Raw genomic sequence first — 10627 nt, 5'->3', positions numbered from 1 at the left:
GCTCAACAACCGACCCCGCAAGAGCCTCGACTGGAAGACCCCGGCTGAGGTGTTCGAGGAGCAGCTACGCTCACTCCCACAACCCGGTGTTGCAACGACCGGTTGAACCCAGTCAGTTTCGGTCTCGGAAGTTCGTGCGCGCGTTGGGAAATCACGCGATGGTCGGATCGATGGGCAGGGTCGGTGCGTGTGGTGACAACGCGGCGATGGAATCGTTTTTCGCGTTACTGCAGCGCAACGTCCTCGACCGGCGGTCCTGGGCGACTCGTGAGGAGCTTCGGATCGCGGTCGTCACCTGGATCGAGCGGACCTACCACCGACGCCGGCGCCAAGCCAGGCTCGGCAAATTGACCCCGATCGAATACGAGGCCATCATGGCCACACCGGCTCTTCGAGCTGCGTAAACCGCTGTCACCCGATCGTGCAGCAGTCCCCAACCATTTGGCTCTTCGATGTGCCCCGCCGGGGGCACGACCTGCGACCACGGCGGCCACAGCAGGTGCACGGCCGCACCGGCCAAACAGAATCCAGGACCAAAACGGGGGGTAAACGCGGGCCAGACACAAAAAACAGGTCAGGCCCGGTCCAAAGACCTGGCCTGACCTGCTCTTTCTGTGGAGCTAAGAGGACTCGAACCCCTGACCCCCACTCAGCAGCTCAGGGTTAACCCGGGATCACAGTTGCGGCAGCCGGTGGGCTGGGGCGGGTATTCGGTCGTCACGGTGCTACATACGGGCAGTACGAACCGGATTTCTTGGCATATTTTTGGCCGCGGCCCGCATACAAAACCAGGTCAGGCACGGTGATCGCGCCTGACCTGGTAGTTATGCTCCCCCATCTGGACTCGAACCAGAAACCTGCCGATTAACAGTCGGCTGCTCTGCCAATTGAGCTATAGGGGATTGCCCTGAGGGGTTAGACTCAGGCGGTCTGCCTTGGCGGGCTGACCGAGATGAAACTTTAGCGTATGGCATCGCTGGTTCCCAAATCGGGGCGCTACCTGCGGACATGCGGCGTATTGCGGTGGGCCGGCGGGTCGACATTCGTGGGGCGACTGGGGCAGGATGGAGCTCGCACACAGACGTGGGAGGAGCTCCAGGAGATGCTGCGGTTGATCATCGGCGTAGCGGCCGGTTATGTGCTGGGCACCAAGGCCGGGCGCGCGCGCTACGAGCAGATCAGTGCCGCGACGCGAGCCGTGACGGGCAGCCCGGTGACGAAGAAGCTGGTGGCGGTGAGCAGGCAGAAGCTGTCGGACAAGCTGAGTACCCGGCCGCAGCTCGAGCCCATGGAGCCGATCGACGAGCGCACCACGGTGCTGGTCCCGCACGATCAGCTGCGGCGCTGACGTCAGACCCCAGCCGAATCGGCCTCGCTGCCCATCGCCTGGGCCGCGAGACTCTTGCGGTATTGCTCCAGCGCGACGAGGTCGCCGAACAGGGTCATGTAGGTGTCGGGTTCCTCACTGGCCGACAGACGCTGCAGCTTCGATTTGAGCTCGGCGATCTGACGGCCGACCCAGGCTTCCTGGGTGCGCGCGAGAATGCCGGTGATGAAGCGCGGGACGTCGTTCTGTGATCGCACGGGCAGTTGCTCGTTGGCGAGTTCGGACACGAGCGCGCGGATCATCAGGTCATCGGTGTGATCGGAGACCGCGGCGACCCATTCCGCGCCGCCGAGCCCGGCCGTGGCGCCACCCGCTTTCGCGATCATGATGCGCACCGCGACGTAGGCGGGGTGGGTGAAGGCCGCGGCGTCGATGGAGTCGAACACGGTGCCCGCGATAGCCGGGTATTGCAGTGCGGCACTGAGGGTTTGCCGCTGGGCGAACAGGGCGGGATCGTTGGGTGCCGGGCGCACCGAGGAACCTTCCTCGGCGAGCGGGGCGGGCGCGGGCGCGGCACCGGGACGTCCGGTGGTCTTCGCGCCGGAACCGTTGCCGCCCATGCGGTTCTTCTTGGCTTCCTCGCCGACGCGGCGCACCACGAGCTGGATGTCGTCCCAGCCGACCCAGCCTGCCAGCCTGGTGGCGTAGCCCTTGCGGGTGGCGTTGTCCTTGATCTGGGCCACCACGGGCACGGTGCGCCGCAATGCTTCGACGCGGCCCTCGACATCGTCGAGATTGTGCTCGGCGAGCAGACCGCGGATCACGAACTCGTAGAGGGGGGTTCGGCGCGCGACCAGGTCGCGGACGGCGGCGTCGCCGGAGTGCTGCCGCAGCTCGCACGGGTCCTGGCCGTCGGGGGCGATGGCGATGTAGGTCTGGCCTGCTAGGCGCTGGTCGCCGCTGAACGCCTTCAAGGCGGCGGCCTGCCCGGCGGCGTCGCCGTCGAAGGTGTAGATGATCTCGCCGCGCCAGAAATTGTCGTCCATCAGCAGGCGGCGCAGCACCTGCAGGTGTTCTTCGCCGAAGGCGGTGCCGCAGGAGGCGACGGCGGTCTTCACGCCGGCCAGGTGCATGGCCATCACGTCGGTGTAGCCCTCGACGACCACGGCCTGATGTCCCTTGGCGATCTCGCGCTTGGCGTGGTCGAGCCCGAACAGCACCTGAGACTTCTTGTACAGCAAGGTCTCCGGGGTGTTCACGTACTTGCCTGGCATGGTGTCGTCGTCGAACAGCTTGCGGGCGCCGAAACCGATCACCTCGCCACCGAGGTTGCGGATGGGCCACAGCAGCCGCCGGTGGAACCGGTCGATCGGACCGCGTTTGCCCTGCTTGGAAAGCCCGGCCGCTTCCAGCTCCTTGAACTCGAAACCCTTACGCAGCAGGTGCTTGGTGAGCACGTCCCAGCCGCCGGGAGCGTACCCGCAGCCGAACTGCTTGGCGGCCGCGGCGTCGAAATTGCGGTCGGTCAGATACTCGCGGGCGGTTTCGGCTTCCGGCTCACGCAGCTGCGCCACGTAGAACTCGTGCGCGGCGGCATTGGCGGCGACCAGACGGGCGCGGGTACCGCGGTCGCGCTGGACCGAGGTGCCGCCGCCCTCGTAGTTGATCTGATAGCCGATCCGGTCGGCCAGCTGCTCGACGGCCTCGACGAAACCGATGTGCTCGATCTGCTGCAGGAACTTGTAGACGTCGCCACCCTCACCACAGCCGAAGCAGTGGAAAAGGCCGTGGTTGGGCCGCACGTGGAACGACGGCGACTTCTCGTCGTGGAACGGGCACAGGCCCTTGATCGAGTCGGCGCCCGCGCGCTTGAGCGCGACGTACTCGCCAACCACGTCTTCGATCCGGACGCGTTCACGGATCGCCGCGATATCGCGATCTGGGATTCGTCCGGCCACGAGAGAAGTCTAGTCGGCCGGTGTCAGCGGCAGTCCAGCGAGGCGGCCACGCGCTCGAAGCGGCTCTCGGTGTAGGCGGCGATCTGGTCGATCACCACCCGCACCCTGGCGGTGTCGTCGGTGGCGGCGTTCCACCAGGGCAGCATGTGGTCGTCCAAGTGGGCGGGCGCGGTGGTGACCAGCCGGTCGGCGACCGCCTGCACCCGGTCCCGCTGGGTCTGCTGGCGGGCCAGGTGCCCGCGGTCGGAGCGCACGTAACGCAGGGCGACGGTCTTGAGGACAGCGACCTCGGCGGCCACGATCGGCGGGACGATCAGGTCGCCCTCGTAGCGGGTGAGCGGGCCGGTCCCCTGATGATCCTGGGTGGCGGTGATGGCGGCGGTGGCGAAACGGCCGACCAGCTCGCTGGTGAGCCGCTTCAGTGCCACCGACGCGGCGAAGGTGCCGTCGTAGTTCACCGCGTCGGCGACCACGTCGAGTTCGGAGAGCCGTTGCGCGGCGGCGGCGAGCGCGTCGATCGACTGATCCGGGTGCTGGCCGTGCCCCTGCTCGGCCAGCGCGGCCTGCTCGCCGGGGTCGGCCAGGGCGCGCAGATCGATGCGGCCGACGATCACACCGTCCTCGACGTCGTGCACCGAGTAGGCGACGTCGTCGGACCAGTCCATGATCTGGCATTCCAGACTCTGTTTGCGCTCCGGCGCGTCCTTGCGGACCCAGGCCAGACGTTCGAGGTCGTCTTCGTAGGCACCGAACTTGCTACCGGAACCGGCTCTGCCCCACGGGTATTTGAGGGTGGCGTCGAGGGCGGCGCGCGTGAGGTTGAGTCCCGCGCTCTCGCCTGCCGGATCGAGCACCTTCGGTTCGAGCCGGGTGAGGATGCGCAGGTTCTGCGCGTTGCCTTCGAAACCGCCGTACTCGTCGGCGAACTCGTCGAGGGCGCGTTCGCCGTTGTGACCGTAGGGCGGGTGGCCGATGTCGTGGGCCAGCCCGGCGAGGTCGACGAGGTCGGGGTCGGCGCCGATGCCATCGGCGATACTGCGCCCGATCTGGGCTACCTCGAGTGAATGAGTGAGGCGGGTGCGCGGGGTGTCGCCCTCGCGCGGACCCATCACCTGGGTCTTGTCGGCGAGGCGGCGCAGCGCGGCCGAGTGCAGCACGCGGGCCCGGTCACGGGAGAACTCACTGCGGTGTCCCTTGTCCGCGGCGCCGGGCCAGGCGGTCTTGCCCGGTTCGTGAACCATGCGTTCCCGGTCGTGCGGGGTGTAGCTGTCGCTCATCGAAACTCACTGTCCCGCCGTGTAGGAGAAATCTGCCGAGAAATGGGTGAGCTGATACCACAGCAACGCGCCGGTTTCGCGGGCGATGCCGTGGAACTGCGATTCCCTCGTGTAGACCGCCGGTCCGGTGCGGGTCGGCGCGGTCCACGCGTCGAGTCCGGCGTCACGCGCCATCGTCCTGGTGCGCAGTGAATGCCACGGATCGCTGACGAGTACGGCCGATGACATGTCGCGCGCCCGCATCGCGGTCGCGACGGCTTCGACACTGCGCAAGGTGTCGGAACCGGTTTCCACGGCGAGGATGTCGGCGCTCGGCACGCCCTTGTCCTCCAGGTAGCGCTTGCCGGAGGCGGCTTCGGTATAGAGGTCGCCCTCCTGTTTGCCGCCGACGGTGATCACCCGCGGCGCCACCCCGGCCTCGTAGAGCCGCCACGCCTGATACAGCCTGGCCTCGAACACCGACGACGGCGTACCCGAGTACTGGGCGGCGCCGAGCACCACGATCGCGTCGGCGGGGGTGTAGTCGTCGATCCTGGCCACCTGCCACACCCGGAACGCCGTCCCGGCGACCAGCACCAACCCCATCAGCACGGCACCGGCGATCAGCCTGCCCAGCCACCGCGAGATCGTGGACGCGAGCCCGCGTGGGCGCGAGTCGTCCGGGGCGGGGGCGGCCGTGCGCGGGTAACCCGATCTCATCCTGACCAGTTTGCCAGGTGGGACCGACGACCGGTCACACCACTGGTCACCGCCCGATTCCGGTCCGGCCTTCCTCGGCCGCTGCCGGACGGCCGCGGTTCACCAGCCGCGTTCGCGCCATTCGGGCAGGTGCGGGCGCTGCTCGCCGAGGGTGGTGTCGTCACCGTGGCCGGGGTAGACGACGGTGTCGTCGGGGTAGCGGTCGAACAGCTTCGTGGTGACGTCGGTCAGCAGCGAATCGAAGTCGGCGGGGTTGTGCGTCTTCCCGACGCCACCGGGAAAGAGGGAATCGCCGGTGAACAGGTGGGTGCGGCCCGCGCCGTCGGTGAGGGCGAGGGCGATCGAGCCCGGAGTGTGCCCGCGCAGGTGGATGACGGTGAGGGACTGCTCGCCGAGTTCGACGGTGTCGCCGTCGGCGAGCAGGCGGTCGGGCGGGACCGGGAGGGTGCCCGCGTCGAGCGGGTGGGCAGCGGTTTCCGGTTCGAGCGCGCCACTGACCTCGGCGAGCGCCTGCCAGTGGTCGGGATGCTGATGGGTGGTGACCAGCACCTCGACCCGGCCTGGGGTCTCCTGGCCGGTCAGCTCGAGAATGCGGGCCGCGTCGTTGGCCGCGTCGATCAGGACGGCGGCGCCGGTGGCGGTGTCCTGCACGAGGTAGGTGTTGTTGTCCATCGGGCCGACGGACATCTTCACGATTCGGGCGCCGGCCACCTCCCGCAGCTGAGCGGGCCCATCCGCGGTGACATGTCCGGTGTAGCGGTGATCCACAGTGACCATGCGCCGATCGTAGAAGCCACGCCCCGCGCCGGTGTACTCCGCGCGCCCGCGCCGCGCCCGTTAGATTCGACACCATGCCGCAGTCGCAGAAGAGATCGGCCGTTCCCCTGCTGTGCGCGGTGCTCGCCGCGCTGAGCCTGATGTGCGCGCCGGTCGCCGCGGCAGAGCCACCGTCGCGGATGGGCCCACAGGTGGTGGACTCCGCCGAGGTGCTCAGTGGCGCCGACGAGGCAAGGGTGCTCGCGGCGGTCGACCGGCTGTACCGCGATCACCAGGTGAAACTGTGGGTGATCTATGTGCGCGACTTCGCCGCGACGGCGCCGCGCGACTGGGCCGCCCGCACCTCGGAGCTGTCCGGTTTCAGCGATCGGGACCTGCTGCTCGCCGTCGCGGTGGATGATCGCGGCTACTGGCTGGACGGCATCCTGCCCGACGAGGTCAGCGACGGTGAGCTGGACTCGCTGCTGGCAGGCACCGTGGAACCCGCGCTGCGGGAACGCAAATGGGCTCAGGCGGGGGTCGACACCGCCGACGGGATCGGAGCCGCCATGCGCGGCGGCGGCGTGTCGATGCGCTGGCTGGCCGGGATCGCGGTGGTGGTCGTGGCGATCGCGGGCGGGCTGATCCTGTTCTCCCGAGCCCGTCGTCGCGCTGCCGACCGGGCCGCGCTCGACACCGCGCGCGGGATCGATCCCACCGATTCGGCCGCGCTGGCCGCGCTGTCGCTGCCGACCCTGCACGCCCTGTCGCGGGAACGGCTCGTCGAGATCGACGACGCCGTCCGCACCAGCACCGAGGAGCTGGCCCTTGCCGCCTCGGAGTTCGGCGACACCGCGGTCACGCCGTTCCGCACCGCGCTCGATGCCGCGCGCGCCGCAACCGCCAAGGCGTTCACGATTCGCCAGCAGCTCGACGACGCGATCCCGGAAACCCCCGATCAGCAGCGGTCGATGCTGATCGAGCTGCTGACCACCGCGGGCAAGGCCGATCACGAACTCGACGCCCAGGTCAGCGATTTCGACGCCATGCGCGACCTGCTGATCGACGCACCCGCCCGGCTCGACGGCCTGACCCGCGACCTCGTCGATCTGACCGCGCGCACCCCCGCCTCCGACGCCGAACTGGCCCGGCTGAATTCGGCGTATCCAGCTTCGGTGCTCGCCCCGATCCGGGACAACGTGCGGATGGCGACCGAGCGGATCGGGTTCGCCGAACAGAACATCGACACCGCCCGCGCCGCGCTCACCCGCCCGGTCGGGCAGCAGGGCGGCGCGGTCGCGGCGATCCGCGGCGCCGAGGGTGCCATCGGGCAGGCACGCGCCCTGCTCGACGCGGTCGACCAGGCCGCGACAAATATCCAGCAGGCCCGCGACGGGCTGCCCGCCGCGCTCGACGAACTGCGCGGCGACCTCGCGACGGCGGCGGGCCTCACCGACTTCGGCGGCCCCGAACTCACCGCCGCGGTCGGCACCGCCACCACGGCACTCTCCGGTGCCGCGGCCGCCGCCGACACCGATCCGCTCGGCGCCTTCCACCAGGCGGTGACCGCCGACGCCGAACTGGATCGGGCCATCGCCGCGGCCTCGGATCGCAAACTCGCCGTGGAGGATCTGCGGCGCAGACTCGACCGCGCGCTCACCGACGCCGCCGCGCGGATCGACGCGGCCGCCTCGTACATCAGTACCCGCCGCGGCGGGGTCGACGCCGAGGCGCGCACGCGGTTGTCGGAGGCGCAACGGCACCTCGACGAGGCGCGCGGGCTGGCGGCAACGGCACCGGATCGGGCGCTGGCAGGCGCGCAGACCGCCGCCGATCTCGGCGGGCGCGCGCTGCGGCAGGCGCAGGCCAGTGTGCGGGCATGGGAGTCCAGGCAGCCGATGGCCGGTGGCGGCGGGCAGACCGGCGCGGTACTCGGCGGCATCCTGCTCGACGGATTCCTGCGCGGTTCGATCGGCGGTGCGGGCAGGCGCGGCGGATTCGGTGGCGGCGGGTACCGGCCCGGATCCTTCGGCGGGTCGTCGGGGTCGCGGCGGGTGAGCCGGGGCGGCCGATTCTGACTCGGGCTTGACCCTGACACCGTGTGAGGTCCTACACCTGGAGCGGTCATGTTCAGTATCGGAGATTTCGCCAGACACGGTCAGGTATCGGTGCGCATGCTGCGCCACTACGACGCGGTGGGCCTGCTACGACCGGCGAAGGTCGATCCGGCCAGCGGGTACCGGTTCTACACGGCCGCCCAGCTGGCCCGGCTCAACCGGATCGTCGCGCTCAAGGAACTCGGGTTCACGCTGGAACAGGTGGGCCGGATGCTCGATCCAGGACCGGAGCCAGGGGAGCTGCGCGGCATGCTCGCGTTGCGCCGGGCGGAGCTCGAGCAGCGGATCGCGGCGGACCGCAGCCGCTTGACCGAGGTCGAAGCGAGACTCCGCATCATCGAGAAGGAGGGCGCCATGCCCGATCAGGATGTGGTGATCAAGTCGCTGCCCGCGGTGCGGGTGGCCGAATCGACCGGAGTGGCGGCGGGATTCGAGCCCGCGGCGATCGGGCCGGTGATCAGGCCGCTGTTCCAGGAGCTGTGGGAGCGGGTCACCGCGGCGGATATCGCCGTCGCCGGGCCCGCGATCGCCTACTACCGCGAACAGGAGGACGGCGCAGTGGCGGTCCACGCCTGCGTGCCGGTGAACGTGGAACCCGATGCGGCGCCTGGGTTCTCGATCGTGGATCTGCCCGCGCAGGACCGGGTGGCGACCACCATCCACCGCGGCAGCGTAGACGGGATCGGCGCGTCGTGGCAGGCGCTCGGTCGCTGGGTGGAGGACAACGGGTATCGCACCGCCGCCCCGGTCCGCGAGGTCACGCTGGAGTGGACGCCGGACCCGGCGGGCTGGGTGACCGAGCTGCAGGAGCCGATCGTGTCACGTTGAGCGGGCACGGGCGTGCGACCGCCGGAACCGGACCCGGCGGTCGCACGCGCCGAGACGTGCTGCCGGGCGAGCGCCGATCAGGCGCTGACCGCCTCGGCTCGCGTCGCGGTCCCGGTGAGCTCGGCTGCGAGCGCGGGCAGCAGTTCGGTCGCTCGCAGGCCGCCGCCGAGCCGCGCCAGGGTGAGTCGGCCCAGATAGGTGCAGACCAGCACGGTCATCGCCGCCGACGCGCCGGTCGACGGGCGTGGATGGGCCGAGAGGTAGACGATCTCGTAGTCGTCGAGGAGTACGCCCGCCGGGACACGGAAGGCAGGCACCGTGCCGGTGTTGGTGAGCGCGATATGGCCTGCCGTCGAGTGGATTCGGGTGGGGCCGAAGAAGTCGGGGAAGTGCAGGACCGACTGTTCGATCACGCCGGCGGCGAGGTCGTCGCGCAGGCTGGTGCCGATCCGGCGGGCGAGCTCGATCAGGTCGCCGGTGTCGGTGGTGGCGAAGGCGGCGAGACCGGAGATGTTCGTGCCCGCGGCCGCCGTGATCGGCGGGTCGAGCCGCCTGCGCAGGTCCACCGGGTACACACAGCCGACCTCGGCCACCGCGTACACCGTCGCGAACGCGCGCAGGGCGGCTGCGGTGACGAGCCCGTTCACGCTCACGCCATGGATCCTGGCCTGTTCGAGCACCCGCGCGGTCTCGGAAGGGCTCAACTGGATCCGGGCGGGCCTGGCCAATGCGGGCGATGCGGGCGGGGACGGCTCGACGACACCGACGGCATCGGCGACCACCAGCGGACGGGTCACCGGTTCCAGGCCGGACCGGGAGCCACGCCCGATCCCTCGCTGGGCGAGTAGCGCCTCCAGCGAGAGCGGATACTCCCGTGAACCCGCGGCGATGGTGCCGGTCTCCACATGGTCGGTGTAGTAGCCCCACAGACGCGCGAACAGTTCCACACAGTGCCCGGCATCGGCGACGGCGTGGTGCACGAACAGCGTCACCCTGGCCCGATCCTCTTCGGCGAGAACCGCATCCAGATACGCCAGTTGCGCGGCGGGGTCCATCGGCTCGGTCGGGATTCTGACCTCGTCCGGATCACCGAAACTCACCCAGGCGCCGACCGGCTCGATATGCCCCGGCCGCACCAGGATTCCGGTGTCCTCGGGGTCTTCGACGATCCGGCACACCAGGATCGGGAACGCGCGCTGCAGCGCCGCGAAGGCAGCGCCGAGCGCGGCGGCGTCGAGTTCACCGCGGACAGTGACCGACCGTCCGGTGAACGTCGCGTGCCGCACGAATCGCTGCTCCGACGGGTCGAGCACCCGCACCACGTCTTCCGGTTCCCACAACACACCGGACAGCGTGCGGCACGCGAGCATTCGGCGCAAACCGCCGGGTACGCACTGTGATCACACCAACTACCCGGCGCCGCCGTATACCGACCCGGCCCCGCACAACCCGCCCCCGCGGAGGGTCCACCGCGCAGCGGCGGTCGCGGCCCGTCCCGTCGATCAGGCGCCGTTGCGCAAGCGACGAAGAAGCAAGCAACGGCGCCTGAACAAAACGCGACGGAGCCGCGGCTCGAGCGCGCCGGCACTCCAAACACCGCAGCCAACGCACTCAACCCAGCCCCGCACGACCCGACCTCGAGGAGGGTCCGCCGCGTCAGCGGCG

Annotated in this window: 8 protein-coding genes, 1 tRNA gene and 1 pseudogene; 4 read left to right on the top strand and 6 right to left on the bottom strand. The window is 69.7% G+C overall.

Annotation, left to right across the window (positions count from 1 at the left end):
- Positions 1-110: 110 nt before the first annotated feature.
- A pseudogene (locus tag ACFOW8_RS22155) lies at positions 111-404 on the top strand (IS3 family transposase); the annotation flags it as partial.
- Positions 405-829: 425 nt separating this feature from the next.
- Here the strand turns inward: ACFOW8_RS22155 and ACFOW8_RS22150 are convergent.
- A tRNA-Asn gene (locus ACFOW8_RS22150) sits at positions 830-902 on the bottom strand.
- A 200-nt stretch (positions 903-1102) separates the two neighbouring features.
- Here ACFOW8_RS22150 and ACFOW8_RS22145 point away from each other — a divergent pair.
- Entirely contained in the window at positions 1103-1348 is a 246-nt protein-coding gene (locus ACFOW8_RS22145) for a hypothetical protein (RefSeq protein ID WP_378553161.1), read from the top strand.
- 2 nt (positions 1349-1350) lie between these two features.
- Here ACFOW8_RS22145 and dnaG read toward each other — a convergent pair whose 3' ends face one another.
- The 4 genes from dnaG to ACFOW8_RS22125 form a co-directional block, all read right to left on the bottom strand.
- Complete coding sequence (dnaG, locus tag ACFOW8_RS22140) at positions 1351-3285, bottom strand: DNA primase (RefSeq protein WP_378553159.1); 1935 nt, start codon at positions 3283-3285, stop codon at positions 1351-1353.
- Positions 3286-3308: 23 nt separating this feature from the next.
- A complete protein-coding gene (locus ACFOW8_RS22135; protein WP_378553157.1) occupies positions 3309-4562 on the bottom strand; it encodes a deoxyguanosinetriphosphate triphosphohydrolase in 1254 nt (417 codons plus the stop codon).
- 6 nt (positions 4563-4568) lie between these two features.
- Positions 4569-5261 carry a YdcF family protein gene (locus ACFOW8_RS22130; protein WP_378553154.1) on the bottom strand — a complete coding sequence of 231 codons (693 nt, stop codon included), beginning with the start codon at positions 5259-5261 and terminating at the stop codon, positions 4569-4571.
- A gap of 99 nt (positions 5262-5360) precedes the next feature.
- A complete protein-coding gene (locus ACFOW8_RS22125; protein WP_378553153.1) occupies positions 5361-6038 on the bottom strand; it encodes an MBL fold metallo-hydrolase in 678 nt (225 codons plus the stop codon).
- Positions 6039-6112: 74 nt separating this feature from the next.
- Between ACFOW8_RS22125 and ACFOW8_RS22120 the strand changes: the two genes are divergently transcribed.
- Both ACFOW8_RS22120 and ACFOW8_RS22115 read left to right on the top strand, forming a co-directional pair.
- The gene (locus ACFOW8_RS22120; protein ID WP_378553151.1) at positions 6113-8095 is read left to right on the top strand and encodes a TPM domain-containing protein; all 1983 of its coding nucleotides are present in this window, start codon (positions 6113-6115) and stop codon (positions 8093-8095) included.
- A 48-nt stretch (positions 8096-8143) separates the two neighbouring features.
- Complete coding sequence (locus tag ACFOW8_RS22115) at positions 8144-8962, top strand: MerR family transcriptional regulator (RefSeq protein ID WP_378553150.1); 819 nt, start codon at positions 8144-8146, stop codon at positions 8960-8962.
- 77 nt (positions 8963-9039) lie between these two features.
- Here ACFOW8_RS22115 and ACFOW8_RS22110 read toward each other — a convergent pair whose 3' ends face one another.
- On the bottom strand, positions 9040-10305 hold the full coding sequence (locus ACFOW8_RS22110; RefSeq protein WP_378553148.1) for a phthiocerol/phthiodiolone dimycocerosyl transferase family protein: 1266 nt from the start codon (positions 10303-10305) through the stop codon (positions 9040-9042).
- Positions 10306-10627: the final 322 nt, after the last annotated feature.

The sequence above is a fragment of the Nocardia rhizosphaerae genome (assembly GCF_042650365.1).
GTDB lineage: Bacteria > Actinomycetota > Actinomycetes > Mycobacteriales > Mycobacteriaceae > Nocardia > Nocardia rhizosphaerae.
Note: the sequence above shows the minus strand (reverse complement) of the source record. Positions and strands in the feature narration are given on the sequence as shown.

Coding starts and splice junctions, on each gene's coding strand:
- ACFOW8_RS22135 (WP_378553157.1), bottom strand. CDS start 4,562: ATGAGCGACAGCTACACCCCGCACGACCGGGAACGCATGGTTCACGAA.
- ACFOW8_RS22125 (WP_378553153.1), bottom strand. CDS start 6,038: ATGGTCACTGTGGATCACCGCTACACCGGACATGTCACCGCGGATGGG.
- ACFOW8_RS22145 (WP_378553161.1), top strand. CDS start 1,103: ATGCTGCGGTTGATCATCGGCGTAGCGGCCGGTTATGTGCTGGGCACC.
- ACFOW8_RS22120 (WP_378553151.1), top strand. CDS start 6,113: ATGCCGCAGTCGCAGAAGAGATCGGCCGTTCCCCTGCTGTGCGCGGTG.
- ACFOW8_RS22115 (WP_378553150.1), top strand. CDS start 8,144: ATGTTCAGTATCGGAGATTTCGCCAGACACGGTCAGGTATCGGTGCGC.
- ACFOW8_RS22130 (WP_378553154.1), bottom strand. CDS start 5,261: ATGAGATCGGGTTACCCGCGCACGGCCGCCCCCGCCCCGGACGACTCG.